17 protein-coding genes are annotated in these 23,829 nt (G+C 69.1%); 14 read left to right on the forward strand and 3 right to left on the reverse strand.

The annotated features are described in order from the left end of the window. The first annotated feature begins 107 nt into the window (after positions 1–107). The 3 genes from IE262_RS35525 to IE262_RS35535 are packed head-to-tail and all read left to right on the forward strand — an operon-like array spanning position 108 to position 12,663. Positions 108–5,153: a DEAD/DEAH box helicase family protein gene (locus IE262_RS35525; protein WP_229877830.1), complete on the forward strand. Its 5,046-nt coding sequence runs from the start codon at positions 108–110 to the stop codon at positions 5,151–5,153. Further along, positions 5,150–8,161, forward strand: a complete 3,012-nt coding sequence (locus IE262_RS35530; protein WP_189879580.1) for a DUF8741 domain-containing protein — start codon at positions 5,150–5,152, stop codon at positions 8,159–8,161. The genes IE262_RS35525 and IE262_RS35530 overlap by 4 nt, the downstream gene beginning before the upstream one ends. After that, complete coding sequence (locus IE262_RS35535) at positions 8,158–12,663, forward strand: Eco57I restriction-modification methylase domain-containing protein (protein WP_189879581.1); 4,506 nt, start codon at positions 8,158–8,160, stop codon at positions 12,661–12,663. Before IE262_RS35530 ends, IE262_RS35535 begins: the two co-directional genes overlap by 4 nt. Positions 12,664–12,741: 78 nt before the next feature. Here IE262_RS35535 and IE262_RS35540 read toward each other — a convergent pair whose 3' ends face one another. Both IE262_RS35540 and IE262_RS35545 read right to left on the reverse strand, forming a co-directional pair. Further along, positions 12,742–12,963, reverse strand: coding sequence for a DUF397 domain-containing protein (locus tag IE262_RS35540; protein WP_189879582.1), 222 nt, complete (start codon positions 12,961–12,963; stop codon positions 12,742–12,744). Further along, complete coding sequence (locus tag IE262_RS35545) at positions 12,960–13,829, reverse strand: helix-turn-helix domain-containing protein (protein ID WP_189879583.1); 870 nt, start codon at positions 13,827–13,829, stop codon at positions 12,960–12,962. The genes IE262_RS35540 and IE262_RS35545 overlap by 4 nt, the downstream gene beginning before the upstream one ends. Positions 13,830–13,895: 66 nt before the next feature. On the opposite strand from IE262_RS35545, the gene IE262_RS35550 reads away from it, so the two are divergent. The 8 genes from IE262_RS35550 to IE262_RS35585 all read left to right on the forward strand — a co-directional run bounded on the left by IE262_RS35550 (position 13,896) and on the right by IE262_RS35585 (position 21,012). After that, positions 13,896–14,462 (forward strand): ATP-binding protein, encoded by a 567-nt coding sequence (locus tag IE262_RS35550; protein WP_229877835.1) that lies wholly within the window; start codon positions 13,896–13,898, stop codon positions 14,460–14,462. A gap of 123 nt (positions 14,463–14,585) precedes the next feature. Further along, entirely contained in the window at positions 14,586–16,796 is a 2,211-nt protein-coding gene (locus tag IE262_RS35555; protein ID WP_189879584.1) for an AAA family ATPase, read from the forward strand. Beyond that, positions 16,793–18,007, forward strand: a complete 1,215-nt coding sequence (locus tag IE262_RS35560) for an McrC family protein (protein ID WP_189879585.1) — start codon at positions 16,793–16,795, stop codon at positions 18,005–18,007. Before IE262_RS35555 ends, IE262_RS35560 begins: the two co-directional genes overlap by 4 nt. Positions 18,008–18,075: 68 nt before the next feature. Further along, positions 18,076–18,360, forward strand: coding sequence for a type II toxin-antitoxin system Phd/YefM family antitoxin (locus tag IE262_RS35565; RefSeq protein ID WP_189879586.1), 285 nt, complete (start codon positions 18,076–18,078; stop codon positions 18,358–18,360). A gap of 5 nt (positions 18,361–18,365) precedes the next feature. Then, positions 18,366–18,752 carry a type II toxin-antitoxin system VapC family toxin gene (locus IE262_RS35570; RefSeq protein ID WP_229877837.1) on the forward strand — a complete coding sequence of 129 codons (387 nt, stop codon included), beginning with the start codon at positions 18,366–18,368 and terminating at the stop codon, positions 18,750–18,752. Between the two features lie 159 nt (positions 18,753–18,911). Next, on the forward strand, positions 18,912–19,628 hold the full coding sequence (gene fabG, locus IE262_RS35575; RefSeq protein ID WP_134040677.1) for a 3-oxoacyl-[acyl-carrier-protein] reductase: 717 nt from the start codon (positions 18,912–18,914) through the stop codon (positions 19,626–19,628). A 3-nt stretch (positions 19,629–19,631) separates the two neighbouring features. Then, on the forward strand, positions 19,632–20,399 hold the full coding sequence (fabI, locus tag IE262_RS35580) for an enoyl-ACP reductase FabI (RefSeq protein WP_134040676.1): 768 nt from the start codon (positions 19,632–19,634) through the stop codon (positions 20,397–20,399). A 205-nt stretch (positions 20,400–20,604) separates the two neighbouring features. Further along, positions 20,605–21,012 (forward strand): hypothetical protein, encoded by a 408-nt coding sequence (locus tag IE262_RS35585; RefSeq protein WP_189879617.1) that lies wholly within the window; start codon positions 20,605–20,607, stop codon positions 21,010–21,012. Here IE262_RS35585 and IE262_RS35590 read toward each other — a convergent pair. Continuing rightward, positions 20,936–21,661: a FadR/GntR family transcriptional regulator gene (locus IE262_RS35590; protein ID WP_134040675.1), complete on the reverse strand. Its 726-nt coding sequence runs from the start codon at positions 21,659–21,661 to the stop codon at positions 20,936–20,938. The genes IE262_RS35585 and IE262_RS35590 overlap by 77 nt on opposite strands. 100 nt (positions 21,662–21,761) lie before the next feature. Here IE262_RS35590 and IE262_RS35595 point away from each other — a divergent pair, with 100 nt between their 5' ends. From IE262_RS35595 to IE262_RS35600, 3 genes are all read left to right on the forward strand, one after another. Beyond that, the gene (locus tag IE262_RS35595) at positions 21,762–23,129 is read left to right on the forward strand and encodes a CynX/NimT family MFS transporter (protein WP_229877840.1); all 1,368 of its coding nucleotides are present in this window, start codon (positions 21,762–21,764) and stop codon (positions 23,127–23,129) included. 59 nt (positions 23,130–23,188) lie between these two features. Continuing rightward, complete coding sequence (locus tag IE262_RS40300) at positions 23,189–23,305, forward strand: SGM_5486 family transporter-associated protein (RefSeq protein ID WP_134040673.1); 117 nt, start codon at positions 23,189–23,191, stop codon at positions 23,303–23,305. 306 nt (positions 23,306–23,611) lie between these two features. After that, entirely contained in the window at positions 23,612–23,827 is a 216-nt protein-coding gene (locus tag IE262_RS35600) for a hypothetical protein (RefSeq protein ID WP_134040672.1), read from the forward strand. Positions 23,828–23,829: the final 2 nt, after the last annotated feature.

Genomic DNA, 23,829 nt, shown 5'->3' on the forward strand with positions numbered 1-23,829 from the left:
GGCCCGACCCCCGTATCTCACTCAACCCGAATTTCCGCAGTGGCGGCACCGTCGCTGAACTCGTCGATGCCGGCGTTCTTCACCCCATGTGCCGCGACTATTTCCGCGTGAAGGAACACGAGGAAGACCCAGGTTCCCGGACCCTGACGCTCCACCGCCACCAGCGGCAGGCGATCAATGCGGCTGGTCGCCGAGATTCGTACGTCCTCACCACGGGAACCGGCTCCGGCAAGAGCCTCGCCTACATTCTTCCCATCGTCAACGAGGTGCTGCGCCACCCGAATCCCGACGGCATTTCGGCGATCGTCGTCTATCCCATGAACGCGCTCGCCAACAGTCAGGAATACGAACTCGCCCGCTATCTGCAATGGGGGATCCCCGAGGCGGACCGCCGAGTGACTTTCGCCCGGTACACCGGCCAGGAGGATGCTCAGGGAAAAGCGGCCGTACTGCGCGCCAAGCCTGACATTCTGTTGACGAACTACGTGATGCTGGAGTACCTCCTCACGCGCCCTCACGAGCGGGAGGAACTCATCGGGGCAGCCCAGGGCCTCAGGTTTCTGGCTCTCGACGAACTGCACACCTATCGCGGCAGGCAGGGGGCGGATGTCGCCTTCCTCGTACGCAGGCTCCGGGACGCCTGTGCTGCCCCCGGCCTCCAGTGCATCGGTACGTCCGCCACTATGGCCAGCGCCGCCACGTTCGAGGACGCCCAGGAGAAGGTCGCAGACGTCGCATCCCGACTGTTCGGTACGACGGTGCGACCCGGCAATGTCATCGGCGAGACGCTGGAGCGGTCCACCGATCCGGTGGGGTACCTGGCGCTGCCCGCTGCCCAACGGAGAGCGGCGCTGGCCGCTGCTGTCCGCCGGGCCGCGCAGGAACCGCAGGCGCTGTCACGCGACTACTCGGTGTTGAAGGTCGATCCCCTCGCCATCTGGGTGGAGGACTCCTTTGGACTGGTCGAGGACGAAAAAGCCGACGGCCGGCTGGTGCGCCGTACGCCGGTCACGGTGCCCGCGGCGGCAGCCGTGCTCAGCGAGGACTGCGGTGAGCACCAGGAGACGTGCCATACGGCGATCGAGGCTGTCCTGAGAGCCGGCGCGAAGGCGCTGCACCCGCAGCACAGACGTCCGCTGTTCGCCTTCAGGCTCCACCAGTTCCTCTCCAAGGGCGACACCGTCTACACGAGTCTCGAACCATCAGGGCAGCGCCACCTGACCAGCCAGTACCAGGTCAGTGTGCCTACGCAGCGCGACAAGCCGCTGATCCCCCTGGCGTTCTGCCGGGACTGCGGCCACGAATACCTGGTGGTGACCCGCGAGGAAGGCGCGGCCGGGCAGCGCTTCGTCGCACGCCGGGATCCCGAGGCCCCCGCCGAGGACGGCGACGGCTACCTCTACGTCAGTGAGGAGCGGCCCTGGCCGACCGCGCCCGACGAGTTCCTGGGAAGGCTGCCCGACAGCTGGGTCGAGACCGCCGATGACGGCTCGCGCTCCATCGTGCAGGCCCGCAGCGGTGACGTCCCGCGCGAGGTACGCATCGCTCCGGACGGAACGGTCCTCGCCGGAGCAGCGGCCGGAATGGGCGATGGAATGCGCGCCTGGTGGATCGCCGCCCCCTTCCGCTTCTGTCTGCGATGTCGCGTCAGCCACGAACAACTGCGCGCCCGTGATTTCGCGAAGCTCGCCACCTTCGCCGCCGAGGGCCGCAGCTCGGCGGTCTCCCTCATCAGCTCCAGCGTGGTGCGCTCCCTGCGCGGCCAGCAGGACATCGACGAGCGGGCGCGCAAACTCCTCACTTTCGTCGACAACCGTCAGGACGCCAGTCTCCAGGCCGGGCACTTCAACGACTTCGCCCAGGTCACCCAGATCCGTGGCGCCCTGTACCGGGCACTCGCCGCCGCGGGCCCGGCGGGGCTGCGCCACGACGCGCTGCCGCAGGCCGTCGAGGAGGCGCTGGGCCTGTGCATGGAGGACTTCGCCCGCAACCCCGCAGCCAAGTACAGCCAACGTGAGTCCGCCCGCTCGGCCCTGCGAGCGGTCCTCGCCTACCGTGTCAACGCAGATCTCGAACGGGGCTGGCGCATCACCATGCCCAACCTCACCCAGACCGGACTGCTGCGGTTCGAGTACACGGACCTGCGGGAGATCGCAGCCGACCAGGAGTGCTGGCAGGACGCACCCGCGGCGCTCGCCGGTGACTCTCCCGAGCACCGCGAGTACCTCGCCCGAGTCCTCCTTGACGAGCTCCGCCGGTCCCTCGCCGTCGACGAGCCGCTGTTGACACAGGCAGGGTTCGACCAGCTCCGGCGCCAGTCCGACGCCCACCTGCTCGGCGTCTGGGCGCTCCCGCCGAAGGAGCCGGGCGTGCCCTCGCGGGTCGCCTTCCCCGGCAGCGGCCCCAAGGGCGCCCCCTCCGGTGAGGCCATCTATCTCAGCGGCCTCGGGGCGTACGGCCGCTTCCTGCGCCGCCCCGACCAGTTCCATCAGATTCCCGGGCTTGCCGGCAAGCGCATGTCGGTCGCCGACGCGGACGCGGTGATCCGCGGCCTGCTGCGCGTCCTGGAGACCCAGGGGCTGGTCGCGATCGTCCGCGAGGAGCGGGACGGCTCACTCGGCCATCAGGTCAGAGCCGCCGCCCTGCGATGGCTGCCGGGTGACGGGCTCGCTCCCGAGCCCGACCCGCTGCGCAAGGTCAGCGATCCGGACGCCGAGCCCTACGTCAACGCCTACTTCAGAGACCTCTACCGGGACACTGCGTCCCAGCTGACAGGCATCGAAGCCCGGGAGCACACCGCGCAGGTCCCCTCCGACCTGAGGGAGAAGCGGGAGAAGGCGTTCCGTGACGGCGACCTCAGCCTGCTGTACTGCTCGCCGACCATGGAACTCGGCGTCGACATCGCCACCCTGAACGCGGTCGCCATGCGTAACGCTCCGCCGACCCCGGCCAACTACGCCCAGCGATCGGGCCGGGCCGGCCGTTCCGGGCAGCCCGCGCTGGTCACCACTTACTGCTCGACGGGCAGCGCACACGACCAGTACTACTTCCGGCGACCCGAGCTGATGGTCTCGGGCAGCGTGACACCACCCCGCCTCGACCTGGCCAACGAGGAACTGCTGCGCAGCCACGTCCACGCGATCTGGCTCGCCGAGACCGGAGCTGCCCTCGGCCAGCGCATGACCGACTTCATCGACGCCGAGACCGCCGCCCAGGTGCCCGGCCAGCCGGTGCCCCTCCGGCTCACCGAGGCCATGCGCACCCAGCTCGACAGCGAGGCGGCCCGTCGGCGGGCCATCGACCGCGCCACCGCAGTGCTGGAACCGCTCCTCGACGACCTCCGGGCGCGCACCACCTGGTGGTACGACGGATGGATCGAGGACATCGTGCGCTCCGCACTGCGCCGCTTCGACGAGGACTGCGAGCGCTGGCGTCGCCTGTACCGTGCGGCGCTCGCCGAGCGCGAGGAGCAGCATCGCACCGTAGGCGATCTCTCTGTCGATCCCAGCCGCCGCCGCATTGCCCAGGCACGCCGGGCCGAGGCCGAGAACCAGCTGAAGCTGTTGCGCAACGAGGACAGCGAGGAGTCCTTCAGCGACTTCTACACCTATCGCTACTTCGCATCCGAGGGGTTCCTCCCCGGTTACTCCTTCCCCCGCCTTCCGCTCGCCGCCTACATCCCCGGGCAGCGGGGCGAAGGACGGCTGGGGCAGAAGAACGGGGCGTACATCCAGCGCCCCCGCTTCATCGCGATCTCCGAGTTCGGCCCCGGGGCGCTGATCTACCACGAGGGCCAGCGGTACGCCGTCGACCGGGTGCAGGTACCCATGGGCGCCACCCCTGGGCAGGTCGCCACCAGCGATGTACGGATCTGCGGCAACTGCGGTACCTGGTACGACCGTTCGGACGGGCTCGACCGGTGCGACGACTGCGAGGTGCCGCTCTCCCTCACGCTGAGCCGGACCATGCTCCTGTCCACGGTGCACGCGTCACCAGTGCGCCGGATCTCCTCCGACGAGGAGGAACGCCTCAGATCTGGCTTCGAGTTGCTGACGGGCTACCAGTTCTCGCAGGACGGCGGACGGCTGGACGCCACCGCCGCGGATGACGACGGCCCGGTACTGACCGTCAGCTACGGCGACACGGCACGGGTCCGGGTCTTCAACATCGGCCGCCGCAAGCGGAAGCAGCCCGCGGACCGGGGCTTCTGGCTCGACCCGATCCAGGGCCGGTGGCTCAGCGCAAAGAAGGCGACTGAGATCCAGGAGGCATCGGCCGAGGACGAAGCCCTCAGCCCGTTCGCCTCCGCGGACCGCACCCTCCAGGTCATCCCCTACGTCGAGGACCGCAAGAACATCGCCGTGCTGCGCCTGGCCGAACCGGTCGACGACGAAACGGTCGCAGTCACTCTCCGCTATGCCCTGGAGCGCGGCATAGAGGCCCGCTACCAACTAGAGGACGCCGAGCTGGACAGCCAGGACCTCCCGGACGACGAGCAACGCGGCCGGATGCTCCTCATCGAGGGCGCCGAAGGCGGGGCAGGTGTGCTCAGGCTCCTGCACGACGACTCCGAAGCCCTCGCAGAGGTGGCCCGGACCGCTCTGCGGATCATCCACGTCGACCCGGACGACGGCCGCGACCTCGGTCAGGCCCCGGGCGCAGTGGAGCGCTGCGAGCGGGGCTGCTACGACTGCCTGCTCACGTACAGCAACCAGCGCTTCCACACCCGTATCGACCGGCTCGTCGTCGTCCCCCTCCTGATGCGGCTGGCCGCCTCGACCACCCGGGGCGAGCGACAGGTGACGCCCGCCGCGCAACGGGCCCAGGCGCTCGCCCTGGCCACGGAGCACGCGCGGGGACCGGTCGCCGAGTTTGTAGAGTGGCTGGGCCGCTCGGGCCACCGCCTCCCCGACGAGACGCACCCCGAGCGGTCCGGTGACTCGGCCCGGCCCGATGTCGTCTACCGCCTTCCGGGCGCGGACGTCGCCGTCTACGTGGACGAACCCGGCGGCTGGCATCTCGACCGGCAGACCGAGTTCCGGCTGATCGACGACGGCTGGCTGGTCATCCGGGCCGGCGAGGGCACAAAGGAGTGGGAGAACGCAGTGCGAGCACACCCGGACGTCTTCGGCCCCGGACGGAGCATCCGATGACATTCCCCGGCACCGGCTCGGCGCAGTCCACGACGCCTCGCGCACCCGGCGACCTGATCTCCGCCCGCGGCCGCGACTGGGTGGTGCAGCCCGGTTCGCCCGGAGGCCTGGTGATCGCCCAGCCCCTCGACGGGGACCGCGAGTTCGTCACCGCGCTCTTCCCGCACGAGATCGAGGACCCCGGCTTCGGCAGGCCCCGGGCCGTACCTGGAGAGGTCGGCGACTTCGCCTCCGCCGGACTGCTGCGCACCGCCCTGCGCATCGCCGCCAGCCACGGAGCGGGCCCCTTCCGTTCGCTGGCGTCCATCTCGGTGCAGCCCCGCCAGTATCAGCTGGTGCCGCTGATGATGGCGCTGCGCATGGACACCGTACGGCTCCTCATCGGCGACGACGTCGGTATCGGCAAGACCGTCGAAGCCGCTCTCATTGGCAAGGAACTCATCGAACAGGGCTCGGCCGGCGGCATGGTAGTGCTCTGCTCACCGTCACTCGCCGAGCAGTGGCAGAGCGAACTGCACGAGAAGTTCGGCATGGAGGCGGAGCTCGTACTGCCCTCCACCGCGGCCAGGCTCCAGAAGGGGGTGGAACAGGGGCAGACGCTCTTCCAGAGCTACCCCTACACGGTGGTGTCCACCGACTTCATCAAGCAGTCCGACCGCCGTGAGGCGTTCCGCCGCACCTGCCCCGATCTGTTGATCGTCGACGAGGCACACACGTGCGTCGGCGCGGGCACCGGGCACCAGCAGCGCTACGAGCTCCTCAGCTCCCTCGCCCGGGACGAGGACCGCCACCTGATCCTCGTCACCGCGACCCCGCACAGCGGCGACGCCCACGCCTTCGCCAAGCTCACCGGACTTCTCGACCCCGGCCTGAAGGGCCTCGATCCTTCGCTGCCCGCACACCGTGACCGTCTCGCCCGCCACTTCGTACAGCGTCGCCGCCGCGACATCAGGCACTACCTCGACCAGGACACACCGTTCCCCAGCGACCGCAAGCTGCGCGAAGTTCCTTACCAACTGGGCCCGGAATACGCCCAGTTCGTCCGGGACATCATCGCCTACGCCCGCGAGCAGGTCCGCCGCCCCGACGGCTCCCACAAGCAGCGCCTCACCTGGTGGTCCGTACTGAACCTGCTGCGCTGCGTGTTGTCCTCACCCGCGGCCGCCGTCGAGACGCTGACCACACGCGCCTCGATCGCCGCCGCTCGCAGCGAGGAGGAGGCGGTTCGGATCGGTCGCGCGGCAGCCCTGGAACTCATCGACGACGAGGCCACCGAGGGAATGGACGCCGTCCACGGCTCCCTCCTCGACACGGACGACATCGGCGACGGAGCCCGGGGCCGCCGCAAGCTGCAGGCGTTCGCGGTCCGGGCCGAGGCCTTGGCGGGCCCGGACACCGACACCAAGCTGCGCACCCTCGTCGACGAGGTGAAGAGCCTCCTCGTCGACGGCTACGACCCGATCGTCTTCTGCCGCTTCATCCCCACGGCGGAGTACGTCGCCCAGCACCTGGCCGATGCCCTCGGGCGAAGCGCCCACGTCGACGCCGTCACCGGCAAACTGCACCCGGACGCCCGCCAGACCCGCATTGACGAACTCACCGCCAAACGCGGTCGGCACGTCCTGGTCGCGACCGACTGCCTCTCCGAGGGTGTCAACCTGCAGGACGACTTCGGCGCGGTCCTCCACTACGACCTGTCCTGGAACCCCACCCGGCACGAGCAGCGCGAGGGCCGCGTCGACCGCTTCGGACAGTCCCGTGAGAACGTCCGGGCGGTCACTCTGTACGACACCGACACCGGCATCGACGGCCTCGTCCTGGATGTCCTCATCCGCAAGCACCGGGACATCGCCCAGCAGATCGGCGTTGTCGTCCCCGTCCCCGACGGCGGCGACGGCGTACTGCGAGCCCTGGCCAACAGCCTCCTGGTGCGCGGTCAGGGCGTCGACGAGCAGCTCACCCTCGACTTCGGCACCGACGAACTGTTCAGCCAGGCCAGGGAGCGGCTTCACAAGGAGTGGGACAGCGCCGCCGACCGCGAGTCGAAGGTCCTGACCAAATTCGCCCACAGCGGTCTGCGGCCCGACGAGGTCCAGGCCGAACTGGCGGCCCTGCGCCAGGCGCTCGGCGAGCCCGCCGACATCGCCGACTTCACCCGGGAGACGCTGAAGGCGCTCGGCTCGCCCGTACGCCCCGACCCGCGCTCCACCGGGTTCACCGCCCCGGTGGGTCCGCTGCCACGCGGCCTGCGCCACGCGCTCGGCATCTTCGAGGACCCGGACCAGAGCGAAGGACCTGGAGCCGCCCCGGCGCCCGCGCGCACATCTGCGAAGGGCCGCGCCCGTACCGCGACGGCCCCACCCGAGCTCGTGTTCCGGCAGGACCTGCCGGTCGCGGCGGGCGAGCACGCCCTCTTCCGCGGCGACCCGGCCGTACGGGCCGTGGCCCGCTACGTCCTGGACTCCGCTCTCGACCCGAAACTGTCCGAGCACGACCGCCCCGCCCGGCGGCTCGGCGTCATCCGCACCACTGCCGTCGAGGCGCGCACCGTGCTGCTCCTTGCCCGCTACCGCTTCCGTCTGACCTTGCCTCGTCGCCGCACCGGCCCGGAGAAGGGCCGGCCTCACGAACTGGTCGCCGAGGACGCCCAGCTGCTGGCCTGGCGCGCCGCTGAGGACGGCACCCGCGAATGGCTCACCGACGAGGAGATCGCGGACCTGCTGCGCGCCGCACCCGACCGCAACACGATCCCCTCCATGCGTGAGCAACAGATCGACCGGGCCCTGGAAGAACTCGAGGAGAAAGGGGTGGAGGAACGCCTCGCCGCCCACGGCCGAGAGGTAGCCGGCCGCCTTGAAGCCGCCCACAAGCGGGTACGCGAGGCCGCAGGCGAACGCGGCCGGGCACGCGGCGCCGCCGCGGTCCGCAATATCACCGCCGACCCGGCAGGCGAGCCTGACCTGCTCGGTGTCTACGTGTACGTCAAGCGCCCCGGAGGCTCCCGGTGACGACTCTCGCCCCCGATCACCTCCCGGCGAGCACGGCGGTACGCGTAGAAGGGGCCCTGCTCTCCGCCGACCTGATCAACAAGATCCGTTTCGGCGACAAGGAACTCCCCGGCGCCGCCCCCGCCGACTACGGCCTGCCGCGCGGTGTGCGCGTGGAGGACGCGGCCAGCCGCAAATGGGAGTACCTCAAGGCCACGTACGCCTCCTTCCGTGAGCAATTGGCGACGCTCGGCCCCGAAGCCGACTGGGCGAAGCTGACGTACAAGGAATGGCTGAGCGTCCTCCTCGACGAGCTGGGCTACGCGGGCCGCACCGCGGTACCCAAACGGCCCGGCATCCTGGTCCCCGGCCGCGAGCCGGGCTCGTATCGCGTCAGCCACCTCTGGCAGTCCCACCTGCCCGTCCATCTGCTGCGCTGGGACACCCACCTCGACCGGGGGATCGGCAACGACCGAGCCCCCCAGTCGATGCTCCAGGAACTCCTCAACGTATCCGACAAGCACCTGTGGGCCCTGCTCTCCAACGGCAGGGTGCTGCGCGTCCTACGGGACTCCACCGCGCTCGTCGGCTCCGCGTACGTCGAGTTCGATCTCGACGCGATCTTCGGCGGCGACCAGTTCGCCGACTTCCAGCTCCTGTACGCGATGCTCCACGCCTCCCGCTTCGAACTCACGGCCAAACCGGAGAAGAAGCGCCGTACGGCGGCCGTCGTTGAGGATGCGGAGGACGACGCCGAGGCCGAGGAGGGCACACTCGACGGAGCTGCGAACCTCGCGGACGACGTCGACGAACTGACCCCCGCCGACTGCCGCATCGAATGGTGGCGCACCTTCGCCATCGAGACCGGCATCCGCGCCCGCGACCGCCTGCGTAACCAGGTCAAGGCGGCTCTCGGCATCCTCGGCAGCGGCTTCCTTGAGGCCAACCCAAGGCTCGGTAAAGCCCTCACCCGTGGCGGCAAGGCGGCCCTGGACGACTTCCATCACGAACTCCTCCGCCTGGCCTACCAGTTGGTGTTCCTGTTCGTCGCGGAGGACCGAGACGCCCTCCTGCTGCGCCCCCAGGACGACACCTCCCCCGAGGAAGCCGAGGCCCTGGAGGATGCCCGCGACCTCTACAACCGCTACTTCTCCACGGCCCGCCTGCGCCGCATCGCCTCTCGCAGGCTGGGCGACCGCAACACCGACCTGTGGGTCGGCCTGCGCACCGTCCTCAACGCCCTCGGCCAGGAGGGCGGCCTCGAAGCGCTTGCCCTCCCCGAACTCGGCGGCCTGTACTTCCGCTTCGAGGAGGAAGACCCCGAGTGGGTGGCGCTGCTGCCCGGCAGCCCCGAGCCACTGCGCGCGGCTGACCTGCCGAACGAGAACCTCCTTGCCGCGGTCAAGCTGCTCTCCCGGGTGTACGACCGCCAGGGCCGCCCCACCCGGGTCGACTACCGCCACTTGGGCGCCGACGAACTCGGCAGCGTCTACGAATCCCTCCTGGAACTCATCCCGCGCCACAACCCGGCGAAGAACGAGTTCTGGCTTCAGGACCTGGTGGCGGGCAACAAACGCAAGACCACCGGTTCGTACTACACCCCGTCCGTCCTGATCGAGAAGCTGCTCGACAACGCCCTCGACCCGGTCATCGAGAAGCACGCGGCCTCCGGCATCCCGGACGACCTGCTCAAAATTCGTTTCGTGGACCCCTCCTGCGGATCGGGGCACGTCCTGGTCGCCGCGGCCCGCCGTATCGCGCTGCGCTACGCCCAGATGTACGACGGCGAGCTGGAACCCGCGCCTGAGCGGATCCGCGAGGCGATGTCCAAGGTTGTCCGCAACTGCGTCCACGGCGTCGACATCAACCCCTTGGCGGCGGAGATCGCCAAGGTGTCCCTGTGGCTGGAATCCCTCACCCCGGGTGAGCCGCTGGCCTACCTCGACGACCGTATCAAGGTCGGCAACGCCCTCCTCGGTACGACGCCGAAGCTCCTGGAGTCAGGAATCCCCGAGACGGCGTTCAAGAAGCTGGAGGGCGACGAGCCCAAGGCGGTCACCGAGGCGCGGGACCGCAACCGCAAGGAACTCAAGGGCGTCAAGGTCTGGGTCCAGACCCAGCTGGGCGAGCCCGCGACCCACACCGGTACAGCGACGGTACGCGTAGCCGCCGAGGAGGCCGCCAGACGCCCGGTCGGCAAGGGGCTCGCGGCCATCCGCGAGCTGGCCAAGCGGCACCGTGAGTTCGAGCGCGACCCGGAGCTCAAGCGGCTCAAGCGGGTCGCTGACGCCTGGTGCGCGGCATTCATCTGGCCCAAGCGCGCGGACGCGCCCGCTCCGATCACTACGGGGACGCTGGCCAAGCTGGAAAAGGACCAGTTGCTGGAGGGCATCCCGAAGCCCGAGCCGAAGATGGGGGAGGAGCCCGTCGAGGAGACGGACGAGGAGGTGGAGTGGCGGGAGCGCGCGGGCGAGCGTGAGCTGCGCAACATCGTCTCCCGTAACCGTTTCTTCCACTGGCACCTGGAGTTTCCCCGTGTTTTCCGGGTGGAGGACGGGGACGCCGAGGACGCGAACCCGGCCACGGGGTGGCAGGGGGGCTTCGATGCGGTGCTGGGGAATCCGCCGTGGGAGCGAGTGAAGATCCAGAAGAAGGAGTGGTTCGCCGCCCAGAACCCCTACGTCGCCGACGCGGCCACGGCGAGCGAGCGCGAAGCGCGCATCGGCGAGTTGCTCCGCACCGTAGACGAACACGGCCAGCCCATTGAGGCCGACCGCAAGCTCCACCGCGAGTACCTGACCGCCCAGCGAGAGTCCAAGGGCACGACCAACATGCTCCGGGACTCGGGCATCTTCCCGCTGACGGGCAAGGGCGACGTCAACACGTACGCCGTCTTCGCGGAGAAGTCTCGAATGCTGCTGGCCCCCGAGGGGGTGGCGGGGCTGGTCCTACCGACGGGCATTGCTACGGACAAGACGACGTCGGGGTTCTTCGCGGACCTGGTGGAGCGGAGGCAGCTGGCGACGGTGCTGGATCTTGAGAACGAGGAGAAGCTGTTCGCGGATGTGCACAACCAGTACCGCTTCTGCCTGTTCACGTTCGGTGGGCCGGGACGTGAGTTCGGGCAGGTTCGACTAGCGTTCCGGGCGAGGCGGCCGGATCAGCTGGACGCGCGGGAGTTCCCTATGGATGCTAAGGCACTTCGTCGGATCAACCCGAATAGTCTGACGTCGCCAGTATGCGAGGGGCCCGATCACTATCGAATTCTTGACGAGATGCACCAAGTGTCGTCGGTTCTTTGGGACAAAAGCGACGGGCAGGGTAATCCATGGCGGCTTCTGCTCATTCGGATGTTCCACATGTCGGATGACTCTGACCGATTTCGCAGCCTAGAAGCTCTCATGGCGGATCGCTGGACGCTTCAAGGTTCGGTCTTCGTCAAGGGCGAGTATCGTTTCCTTCCGCTCTATGAAGGAAAGTTCACGCACCATTTCGACTCTCGATTCGCGACGTTCGAGAACGCCACGCAGGCGCAGATCAACAAGGGTACGCTTCCTCGGTTTGGCCCGGAAGACCACCGAGACCCGGCAAAGTTGCCGCTTCCGCGCCATTGGATTGCTGCGGAGGAAGTGGAGGCCTGGCTGGATCCGGAGCCTGGCAGTCCAGGAGTCCGATGGCCCCACGGCTGGTTGCTGGGCTGGCGAGATGTGGCTCCTGCAGCAAACCAGCGCACGATTATTCCGTCTGTGCTGCCGCGTACAGCTGTGGGTCATACGGAGCCGTTTATTGTGCCCAGGGACCTGGGATTGCCGGTATTTGCCCTTCTCGCCAATCTGTCATCCATCGTGCTTGATTTCGCGGCGCGCCAGAAGATTCAGGGCTCACACGTCACCTATACCTACCTCGAACAACTGCCAGTCCTTCCTCCAGAAAATTATGGCAAGCCCGTCCCCTGGCTCGGCAACCGGGCGCCTGAGTCCTGGATCCGCTCACGGGTCCTCGAACTCACCTACGCGTCCTACGAGATGGCTTCTTGGGCCAGCTATCTGGGTGACGAAAACTCCCCATTCATCTGGGACGAGGAGCGCCGTTTCCTCATGCGCGCCGAGCTCGACGCCGCGTACTTCCACCTCTACGGCATCAAGCGCCAGGACGTCGATCTCGTCATGGACAGCTTCCGCGCCTTCCGTAACAAGCAGCCGGAGCTGTTCGAGCGTACGAAGAAGGAGATCGTCCGTGTCTACGAGGAGATGGCGTCCGGCGTTCCCTACGTCACCCCCCTCGACCCGCCCCCGGGCGCAGGTCCCCGCCACGCCCCGGGCACCAGCCCTTTGACCCGAGTGGCCCCGCCGTCACTGCCCGCCCCGACGGCCGACGTGCCGACTCAGAGAAAGAAGGCGGTCCCGGTTAAAAAGGCCAAGAAGGTCTCCGAAGCCGACCAGTTGGGCGGCGGCCTGTTCGGTTTGGAGGAGGTCGAAGGAGTCGACATACAGCTCGACATTTTCTCCTCCGGCGACGAGTAACCTCCCGGACTCACGCACGCAAGAGTGGCCGTCACCTGAACCTTTCGAGTGACGGCTGGCTGCGTAACGCCCAACTGCTCACAGCTCGCCGGCGAGCACACCCGCCCGGAACGCCGCCCACTCTGATGCCGCGAACCGCAGTGGCACCCGCTCCGGCTTCTTCGAGTCCCGCACGGCCCGAGCGCCACCGGGCAGTTCGGCTATCTCGACGCAGTTGTTCTCTCCGGCGCTGGCAGAGGCTTTGCGCCAGGTCGCGGCAGAGAGGTCGTACGCGTACAGCTCTGCCTTCGGGTCAGTCACGTGCGTCTTTCCTCTTCCATCCGTGCGATGAGTGCCATCGAGTCGTCGACGGGAAGTGCTGTCGCGACGATGCGCTCGAAGGCATCGGCGAAGACCTGCACTTCGTCGACCCCCTCAACGTAGGTCGCACCGATGAGGTTTTCCAGTAGAACTACGTCAGGCATGGGCCCCGGGAAGCCGACAAGGCTGAAACCGCCCGCCCCACCAGGGTGGGGCGTGGCCGCCAGCGGCATGACCTGAAGCGTGACGTTGGGCAGCTCCGCAATGTCGAGGAGGCGGCGCAGCTGATCACGCATCGTGTTGGGGCGTACCGCGAACCGCTGATGAAGCACCGCTTCATGAATGACGGCCCAGAACTTCAAGGGCCCCTCGGGACGTGTGAGCACCGCTTGCCGAGCCATGCGCACCTCTGCGAGGGCGGCCACCTCCTCGGCAGTGCGGGTGGTGGCGTTCGCGGCAACGGCTTCGCGAGCGTAGCCAGCGGTCTGCAACAGCCCGGGGATAAGCAGGGGCTCGTAGGCATGCACGCTCTCGGCATCCGACTCCAAAGAGATGTAGTCGGCATACGCGGGTGCGACGATCCCGCTGTAGGTCTGCCACCACCCTTGCTTGCGAGCGTCCCTTGCCAGCCCCTCCAGTGCGCTCACGACTTCTGGGTCAGTGACCCCGTACACCTTCAACAGGTCGGCGACCTCGCTCGGGCGGATATGCGCGTTGGCGGTCTCGATCCGCGAGAGCTTGGGTCCCATCCACCCCAGTTGTGCCGATGCGGTGTCGAGGCTCATCCCCGTGGCGTTGCGGTACCGGCGCAGAGCCTCGCCGAGCCGGCGTCGTCGAACGGTGGGTACGGGGCGCACGTTTGGCATGAGGCGAGCCTTCCATCGCAGCCCGCCGCAAGTCCAGGGGAACAGAAATTCGGCTAACCAATTCAGGTGACAAAGTTGCAATCGATCAAGGAAGGGCGCCACTCTCAATTTGGCCGCAACCCGAACGAGTTGGTCGGCAAACCGCTAAGGAGCCCACCGTGCCCCGAACCCCCCACCCCCCTCACCCCCACCGCCTCCCTGGGCCACTACCTGACCCCCACCCCCACCGGCTTCACCCTCCACATGTCCGCCTCGCCCAGGAACCTCCATGCCGTCCGCGGACTCACCGCCCACACCCTGCGCGGCGCCGGAGCCGGACCGGACCTGGTCGACGCCGCCCAACTCGTCGTCTCCGAGCTGTACTCGAACGCCGTCCGCGCCTGCGGCGACCACGTGCCGCTGGTCGCGGAGGTGGAGGCGGTGCGGACCGGAGTCTGGGTGCGGCTGCACGACCCCGACGGACACAGGCGTCCGCATCGCAGGCCTGGGGCTCAACTCGATGAGGCGGAAGCCGAGTCGGGGCGTGGGCTGCCGCTTATGGACCTGCTCGCGCCCGGCTGGGACGTGGTGACCACGCCCGTCGGGAAGCAGGTCCGCTGCCTGCTGGCGCGAGACCTGGACGGGGTCGGCTGACCGTAAGGCGGCTGGTGGCTGGATCATCGTAGGGGGGCGGTCGGTGGCCCGGTGATTGTCAGTGCTCGGAGTTAGCCTCTCTGGTGGGTGGAGTTGAAGGTCAACTCCGGACGGAGGGAACCCGTGAGCACGCCTTTCGAGATCAGCGCCAGGGCGGTCCACCAGGCTGCGACGGTGCTTCTCGAGCACACCCAGGACGGACTTCCGTTCCGGCGGTTGTGGCCGCTGGTCCAGGCGGCCGATCCAAGCCTGGAGGATGACTTCTGGGCCGTCGCGCCGAATGCAACGCGGGGCATCGACGTCAACCTGAGTCACAACGCCACCAGCCTGGTCAAGGCTGGCTGGTTATGTCGCAAGGGTCGGGTCTGGCGGCTGACGGGGCTTGGTGTCCAGGCCCTCGCCGAGTTCCCCAAGCCGGTGGACTTCCTCAGCGAGGCCGGCGACCGCTATATGGACTGGCGCAGGGACCGGGAGGCGTTCGACGCGGCCGCTGCTCTCCTCCAACTCCTCCCCGACGGCCACTGGCTGGACATCGAGGACCTCGCCGCAGAGTACGAAGTCGACGCGTACACCCTCGCCTCGGTCTTCCAGGGCACCCGTCCCGATGGCTGGCACCTAGCGCTCGACTCCGAGGGCACGACGGTGGGCATCGGCATCACGCTGCTGTCGAACGAGATCGAGACGTGGCGGAACCTGCTCAGCGAGGACCGCCTCCTCGACGAGCAGACCTCCAGCATGGACGTCGTACGAGCCTTGCCCGAAAGGAAGCTGAGCCGCGCGGACATCACCGCGCTCGTCCTGGGCGAACCGGCCGACGACCCCGCCTTGCCCGAGCGGCCCCGCCGGGTCTGGGTACTGCGCGGCACCGACGACGCCGGCGCGAGCCTCATCCGGACGCTCTGGCGCGACGAGTCCGTGGTCACCCTCGGGGCGGGGCGCATGTCACCACTGCCCACGGGCGCAGGCCCGCAGCGGGTGCGCAAGGCCATCGACGACGCGTACGAGTCGCTGTCCGCGAGCCGCCGCGAGGAGCTGGCCAAGGAGGTGCACACCTTCGTCGCCCGGATACAGGAGGGCGACATCGTGGTGTGCACGGACGGCACCAAGGGATACCTCGGGGTGGTGGGCGGCCCGGCCGTGTATGAGCCGGGCACCACGGGTGCATACCGGCGCAGAGTCGACTGGCGCAACCTCGACGCCCCGCTCGACATCGTCAAGGACCTCGGCGACGCACTGCTAGGCCGGCTCGGAGACGCCGACGCCCGGATCGTCGACATAAGCGAGTTCGCGCCCCGTCTCGAAGCGCTCATCGGACCCGACCCTGTGGAGGAGGTGCCGCCCGCCGACATCGAGCCTCAACTGCCCGATGTCACCAAGGACCTGCTCGACGAACTCACTCAGGAGGAGAACTCGACCTGGCTCCAGGAGTGCGTGGAACTGCTGCGCGCCAAACCCCAACTGGTCTTCCATGGCCCGCCCGGCACCGGCAAGACCTTCACCGCGCTGGCCCTCGCCCGCCACCTGACCGGCGGCAACCCGGGCAACGTACGTCTGGTGCAGTTCCACCCCGCCTACTCCTACGAGGACTTCTTCGAGGGCATCCGGCCCCGACTCACCAAGCAGGGCGCCGACACCGGCCCGGACGGCGGCTCGGGCGTGGTCTTCCATCTGGCGAAGGGACCGCTGCGCAGGCTCGCCGACGCTGCCGAACTCAGGCCCGCCGAGATCTTCGTGCTGGTCATCGACGAGATGACGCGTGGCAATCTCGCCAAGGTCTTTGGCGAGCTGTACTTCCTGCTCGAATACCGCAAGCAGTACATCCACCTCCAGTACGGCTCGGACGACGGCAACGGATTCCGGCTGCCGCCCAACCTGTTCATCCTCGGCACCATGAACACCACCGACCGCAGCGTCTCCCTCATGGACGCGGCGATGCGGCGGCGCTTCTCCTTCATGGAGCTGCACCCCGAGGTCGAGCCGCTGGACGGCATGCTGGAGCGGTGGCTGGAAGACAGGGGCCAGTCCCAGGACGCGGCGAAGCTCCTCGCCGAGCTCAACCGGCGCATCGGCCAAAGCCCCTCGGGCGACCAGGGGTTCCGTATCGGCCCGTCGTACTTCATGCAGCCCCTTGCCCACGGTGGGCGTGCCGCACTCGAACGGCTGTGGCGGACCCAGATCATCCCGCTGCTCACCGAGTTCCACTGGGGAGACGACATCGACGTGTCGGCCGAATACGCGCTCGACGAGCTGCTCCGCCACCTCGGCATCGGCGAGGAAGACGCGGAGGATGCCGAGAGTGCTGACGGCGCTGACGGCACCGGCGGTGCCCCGTGACCGACGCGCCGCCGGTTCGGCTGAAGGAGGCCGACGGCTGGAGCGAGTGGCAACTCACCCCCGCGCAGATCGTGGCCCTCGACGACAGCGAACACGTCAAGGTACGGCCCTCCCGCCGCCCCGGCTGGTGCCGCCTCGAGGCCCGCGACCGAGTCGGCGCCGCCCGAGTAGGCCGCGGCCCCGCACAGGTCCGGTTGTCCGTCGAACCCAAGGTGCCCGTGGACCGGCTCCTCCACCTCCTCGGTTACGCCGAGGAACAGTGGCTGCACGACGGTGGCCCGGTCGACGCCGCGACCCGCACCGACCTCCTGCCGGCTGTCGCCCGCGCCTACACGCGGGCCGCGCAAAGGGCCCTGCGGCAAGGGGTGCTGCTCGGTTACCGGGAGACGGAAGCGTCACAGCCCGTCCTGCGCGGCAGACTACGGGCGGCGGCACAGATGAGCCGCCGCCCCGGACTCGCGCTGCCGCTGGAGGTCGCCTACGACGAGCACACCGTCGACATCGCGGAGAACCAGTTGCTGCTCGGCGCCGCACGGCGGCTGCTGCGCGTTCCAGGAGTCGACGGGGCGCAGCGCACGGCACTCCACGCCCTGGCAGCACGCCTGGACGGGGTCACGCCGCCAGTCCCCGGTGTCCCCCTGCGACCATGGCGGCGAAACCGCCTGAACGCGCGCTACCACCGCTCCCTCGCCCTCGCCGAACTCATACTCGCCGGGGCGTCGTACGAACTGGAAGACGGGCGGGCCATCACCGTCGACGGGGTGATGTTCCAGATGTGGCGCGTGTACGAGGCGTTCCTAGCCCGCGCGCTGGGGGAGGCGCTGACCCGCAGGGCGGGAGGCAGGTACAAGACGCAAGACCGCGCCCACTTCCTCGCCCCGCCGCGCAAGTACGTCCTCAAACCCGACCTGGTCCACTACCTCCCGGCGCCTTCCGGAGGGAGCCGGGCCGCAGTGGTCGTCGACGCCAAGTACAAGCACGGCTTCCACCGGGACGACCTCTACCAGATGCTCGCATATTGCATACGCCTAGGTCTCATGGACGGTCACCTGGTGTACGCCTCCGGCCGTGCCGACGTCGTACGCGTGCCAGTGGCCGACGGTGAGGTCAGACTGCACCGCCATGTGCTGGACCTGAACCAGCCCGTGCAGCAACTGAACCAGAGCATCGATGCCCTAGCAGGAGTGGTACTGGCACGTCGTGCACCGTAGACGCCGCAAAACGTGCTTACACTTTCTGTGATGTAGGTACATGCTCCGGCCTGCCGAAGGGGTACCCCATGAGCACCATCTCCGTCCGCGAGTTCTCGTACAACCCCAGCGCCGTCTTCGCCCGTGTCGAGAAGGGGGAGGCGATCCAGGTCACCCGGCACGGCAACGTGATCGCCATACTGTCGCCGGCCGGCGGCCCCATGGAGCGGTACGCGCACTTGGTGGCGCAAGGAAAGATCGAGCTGAAGCCGGTCACCGCCGCCGACCGGCACAGCATGCCGCACTACGAGGTGCCGGAGGACGTCGACCCCGTGGCGCTGCTCCTGGCCGAGCGCGAGGCGGACGACCGTTGATCTACATGGACACGTCGGCCCTGGTCACGTGGATGACCCGCCGCAACCACTGGGCCGAGTTGGACGCCTTCCTCCAGCAGGGAGTCACGCAGCCGCTCGCCACCAGCACGCTCGGCTTCGTGGAGACCGTACGGACTCTGGACCTCATGGGGCACTTTCCGAAGGCGATGGAGGACCTGGAGGCCCGGATCACCGAGATCCTCCTCACCCGGGAGGTGCGTGACAGTGCGGCTCTCCTGGTCGGGCGCCTGAGAACGTTGGATGCCATCCATGTGGCCAGCGCACTGTCGCTGCGGGACGACCTGACCGCGGTAGTGACGTACGACCGCAGGATGCTTGAGACGGCGCGCGGCGAGGGACTGCCCGCTCATGCCCCCGGAATGGCGGACTGACGGACCGCGACGACTGTAGGGACCCGACAGTGAGTCCCCCGTGCCACTGTCGGTGCCCGATTCCCTGCCCAGCAGGACGGACCGATAGGTTTTTGGAGAAGCCGCCTGTCCGCCAGCTGGTCGGGCGGGCGTCCAGACCGCTATGGAAAGGGTGATCCGTTGAGCCGCTCGGTTCTCGTCACCGGAGGCAACCGGGGCATCGGCCTCGCCATCGCCCGCGCTTTCGCCGACGCCGGCGACAAGGTCGCGATCACATACCGTTCCGGTGACCCGGAGGCTCTTCAGAAGGAAGGCTTCCTCGCCGTCAAGTGCGACATCACCGACAGCGAGCAGGTGGAGCAGGCCTACAAGGAGATCGAGGCCGAGCACGGCCCGGTCGAGGTCCTCGTCGCCAACGCCGGCGTCACCAAGGACCAGCTGCTGATGCGCATGTCCGAGGAGGACTTCACCTCGGTCATCGACACCAACCTCACCGGCGCCTTCCGTGTCGTCAAGCGCGCCAACCGCGGCATGCTGCGCGCCAAGAAGGGCCGTGTCGTCCTCATCTCCTCGGTCGTCGGTCTGTACGGCGGCCCGGGGCAGGCCAACTACGCCGCCTCCAAGGCCGCCCTGGTCGGCTTCGCGCGCTCCCTGGCCCGTGAGCTCGGTTCGCGCAACATCACCTTCAACGTCGTCGCGCCCGGCTTCGTCGACACCGACATGACCAAGGTCCTCACCGACGAGCAGCGCGCGAACATCGTGTCGCAGGTGCCGCTCGGCCGGTACGCGCAGCCCGAGGAGGTCGCCGCGACGGTGCGGTTCCTCACCTCGGACGACGCCTCGTACATCACTGGAGCCGTCATCCCCGTAGACGGCGGACTGGGAATGGGTCACTGAACCATGAGCGGAATCCTTGAGGGCAAGCGCATCCTGATCACCGGCGTGCTGATGGAGTCCTCCATCGCCTTCCACACCGCCAAGCTGGCGCAGGAGCAGGGCGCCGAGATCATCCTCACCGCGTTCCCGCGGCCGACCCTGACCGAGCGCATCGCCAAGAAGCTCCCGAAGCCCACCAAGGTCATCGAGCTCGACGTCACCAACGACGAGCACATGGGCCGCCTGGCCGACGTCGTCGGCGAGGAACTCGGCGGCCTCGACGGCGTCGTCCACTCCATCGGCTTCGCCCCGCAGGACGCCCTCGGCGGCAACTTCCTCAACACGCCGTTCGAGTCCGTCGCCACGGCCATGCACGTCTCGGCGTACTCCCTGAAGTCGCTCACCATGGCCTGCCTGCCGCTGATGCAGAACGGCGGCTCGGTCGTCGGCCTCACCTTCGACGCCCAGTTCGCCTGGCCGCAGTACGACTGGATGGGCCCGGCCAAGGCCGCCCTGGAGGCCACCAGCCGCTACATCGCGCGCGACCTGGGCAAGCAGAACATCCGCTGCAACCTCATCTCCGCCGGCCCTCTCGGCTCCATGGCCGCCAAGTCCATCCCTGGCTTCGACGGCCTGGCCGCCATCTGGGACAACCGCTCCCCGCTGGAGTGGGACCTCAAGGACCCGGAGCCGGCCGGCAAGGGTGTCGTCGCGCTGCTCAGCGACTGGTTCCCCAAGACCACCGGCGAGATCATCCACGTGGACGGCGGTCTGCACGCGATCGGTGCGTGACCGCTGCCGCTGAGGCCCGGCCGACGACCGAGGGCCCGCGTCCCCGCGGATGCGGGCCCTCGGTGCGTCGTCCTGTCGTGTCCCCCGTTCGGCCCATCCGGCCGGGCGGAGGACGGGGACGGCTCGCACTCTGGGATTACGCCTTCACCACGTGACTGCGGTTCACCACGTGGTCCTCCCCAGCCCGGCCGAGGAGGTCTCCCTTGTGCGTCTGTTCCGCATCGTCGCCCCGGTGACCGCGGTCGTCGCCGCCCTCCTGGTCGTGCTGTCGTACGAGGCCGTGCCCCATGCGCCCGCAGGTGCGCAACCGCCCGCCGAGGGTGATCCGTTCGGGGCGGAGTGCCGCACGAACATCACCGGCTCCCGCGTGGTCGCCTACTGCCACAACGCCTACGTGGACATCGACCGCGTACGTCTCCACATCGAGTGCGACCGCTGGTGGGACATCGACAGCGACGGCTCCCCGGTGGAGGTCGGTCCCGCGCGCACCGTGCGGCTCACCGGCCGCTGCTGGAAGGAGGTCCGCTCGGCGTGGGTCAGCCACCAGAGGCCGCTGCCCTCGTCGAATGCCCCGGACGTCCGGGGCGCCCCGGACGACCTGGACGGCACGTGAACGGATAGCTCGCGGCCTCCGCGGCGGCCGCCTCCGCGTCGCCCGTGCGGATCGCGTCGACGAGCCGGGTGTGCTCCATGTACGTCCCCGGGGTCAGCTCCTGGCCGACGTCCCAGCGCAGCCAGTCCCGCAGCACCTCGCCCAGATCCGCGTACATCGCCGTCATGGGGTCGTTGTGGGACGCGGCCACCACCGCCATGTGGAACGTCGCGTCCGCGGCCACGAAGGCCTCGGCGTCGCCCGACGCCCAGGCCTCCTCACGCCGGACGAGGAGCGCGTCGAGCTGCTTGAGGTCCTTCTCGGTGCGCCGCTCGGCGGCCAGCCGCGCGGCGCTCGACTCCAGCGCGGAGCGCAACTCGGCGATGTGCTCCGGATCGGCGTCCGCGAAGCGGCGGTGCATCACTCCCGCCAGCTCGCTGGTCGCGACGACGTACGTGCCGGAGCCCTGGCGGATGTCCAGCAGGCCGTTGTGCGCCAGGGCCCGCACGGCCTCGCGGACCGTGTTGCGGGCCACGCCCAGCTGCTCGACCAGCTCGGGCTCGGTGGGGATGCGGGAGCCGACCGGCCACTCGCCCGAGGCGATCTGGTTCCGCAGCGCGGCGATGACCTGCTCGGACAGCGCCGAACGGCGGGGATGGCTCAGCGGCATGGCATTACCTTCGCACGAAGTCCCCGGCAGCGAACGGCAGCGAGGCACAGGGAGCGGGGGAGTGGACAACCAATCATCCCATGATTCTATGATGGGCCGCATGGCGTGCGAGGAGATACGGACGAAGACGGCCCCGACGACCCGGACCGAACCCCGGGCACGCGGCTCGGCGTACACGGAGTCCGGAGCCGGCGGCCCGGCCGACTCCCCGGATGCCGCGTCCCCGGGCGAAACGGCCCCCACGCGCGCGTGGGCAACGCGTCTCGTGGTCGTGGGCATCGTCCTCGCGGCCCTCAACCTGCGCCCCGCCATCACCAGCCTCGGAGCCCTCCTCGAAGAGGTGCGCGCCGGGCTCGGCATGAGCGGCAGCGTCGCCGGGCTGCTCACCTCCGTACCGACGCTCTGCTTCGCGGTCTTCGGAGCCATGGCACCCCGGCTCGCCCGCCGCTTCGGGCCGGATGCCGTGGTCTGCGCGGGCATGCTCGCCATCGCCACCGGCCTGGCGGTCCGGCCCTACGCCGGCACCACGGCGGGCTTCCTGGCCGCCAGTGCGCTCGCCCTGATGGGCATCGCTGTCAGCAACGTCCTGATGCCGGTGATCGTCAAGCGCTGGTTCCCCGACCGCGTGGGCTCCATGACCGGCCTGTACTCCATGGCCCTCGCCCTCGGCACCTCGGCCGCCGCGGCGCTCACCGTCCCCATGACCGGCGCCCTGGGCGGGAGCTGGCCGTCGGGCCTCGTCGCGTGGGCGGTGCTCGCCGTGGCGGCCGCACTGCCGTGGATGGCGATGGCACGCGCGCGGGGGGACGTCTCCGCGGCCGGCGCCGCTCGGGGTGTGCCGTCGCCTCGGCAGGACCCTGACGCGCCGCGCATCACCCGGAGCCGTACGGCCTGGGCGCTCGCCGTGTTCTTCGGGCTCCAGGCGACCGCCGCGTACATCGCGATGGGCTGGATGGCGCAGATCTTCCGCGACGCGGGTGTCCCGGCCGGTACGGCGGGCCTGCTGCTGGCCGTCACGATGGTGATGGGCGTGCCGCTGGCCTTCGTGATCCCCCGGCTCGCCACGCGCTTGCCGCACCAGGGCCCGATCGTGGTGGTCCTGGGCCTGTGCGGCCTCGCCGGGTACGCGGGTCTGTACGTCGCCCCGGCGGGCGGCGCCTGGGCCTGGGCGATGCTGATCGGCGTCTCGAACTGCGCCTTCCCGCTGGCTCTCACGATGGTGGGGATGCGGGCGCGGACCTCCGCCGGTGTCGCCAAGCTGTCCGCCTTCGCGCAGAGCACCGGCTACCTGATCTCGATCCCGGGGCCGCTTCTGGTCGGCGTCCTCTACCAGCACAGCGGCGGCTGGGGCCTGCCGATCGCCCTGATGACGGGCCTGATGATCCCGCAGATCGTGGTGGGCGTCCTGGCGGGCCGGCCCCGGACCGTGGAGGACGAGGCCCCGCGCCGGCCGCTGGCCGCCCGCTGAGCCTCGCGGCGGGGCGACCCCGGCGGCGGCCGGGCGGACGAAGGTGCGAGACTGACGGCATGCCTGTGCTCGACCCGAACCCCCAGAACGGCCAGAAGAAGATGCTGATCGTGTTCGGCGCGTTCTTCGCCATCTTCGTGATCATCGGCGTCATCGCGACGATCGCTTCGCCGTGACGACCGTCCAGCCGTGACGATCGCTTCGCCGTGACGACCGTCCAGCCGTGATGATCGCCTTGCCGTGACGGTCGCCTCGCGGTGACGACGGCCTTGCCTGACTGAGCCGCGCCGACGCCCCGCGTCCGCGAGTCTTTGCGCGTCTGATCGGGCCATGGTGGGGCTGGCACCCCCATCCCCTAGGGGGTGAGGGTCAGGGTCAAGTGGGTGGATCACCGGATGGGTTGAGGGGCTCGCATTCCGTAGCTTCGAGATGTGGCCGCGAGGACGCGGCCAGCGGACCACTCAAGGACCCACGGAGGCGGCATGTCGGCCCGTACGCACACCAGGCCCCACCCGGCGACCACGTACGGCGTCGGCGTCCGGCTGCCCTGGTGGGCCCTCGTCCTGCCCATGCTCGCCTTCGTCGCCCTGCTGCTCATGATCCTCAACCCCTCGGACGCCCAGGCTGCGACCACCGGACCCGCGCCGGCTCACCTCTTCGAGCGGATACAGCAGGCCCTGCTGCACGGCGTGCCGTGACA

The organism is Streptomyces bluensis, assembly GCF_014650715.1.
In the GTDB taxonomy this organism is placed as follows: domain Bacteria; phylum Actinomycetota; class Actinomycetes; order Streptomycetales; family Streptomycetaceae; genus Streptomyces; species Streptomyces bluensis.

Excerpts from the sequence above, each read along its gene's own strand:
- IE262_RS35595 (WP_229877840.1), top strand. The coding sequence starts at position 21,762 with ATGGCGTGCGAGGAGATACGGACGAAGACGGCCCCGACGACCCGGACC.
- IE262_RS35600 (WP_134040672.1), top strand. The coding sequence starts at position 23,612 with ATGTCGGCCCGTACGCACACCAGGCCCCACCCGGCGACCACGTACGGC.
- IE262_RS40300 (WP_134040673.1), top strand. The coding sequence starts at position 23,189 with ATGCCTGTGCTCGACCCGAACCCCCAGAACGGCCAGAAGAAGATGCTG.
- IE262_RS35545 (WP_189879583.1), bottom strand. The coding sequence starts at position 13,829 with ATGCCAAACGTGCGCCCCGTACCCACCGTTCGACGACGCCGGCTCGGC.
- IE262_RS35570 (WP_229877837.1), top strand. The coding sequence starts at position 18,366 with ATGGACACGTCGGCCCTGGTCACGTGGATGACCCGCCGCAACCACTGG.
- IE262_RS35565 (WP_189879586.1), top strand. The coding sequence starts at position 18,076 with ATGAGCACCATCTCCGTCCGCGAGTTCTCGTACAACCCCAGCGCCGTC.
- IE262_RS35590 (WP_134040675.1), bottom strand. The coding sequence starts at position 21,661 with ATGCCGCTGAGCCATCCCCGCCGTTCGGCGCTGTCCGAGCAGGTCATC.
- fabI (WP_134040676.1), top strand. The coding sequence starts at position 19,632 with ATGAGCGGAATCCTTGAGGGCAAGCGCATCCTGATCACCGGCGTGCTG.
- IE262_RS35530 (WP_189879580.1), top strand. The coding sequence starts at position 5,150 with ATGACATTCCCCGGCACCGGCTCGGCGCAGTCCACGACGCCTCGCGCA.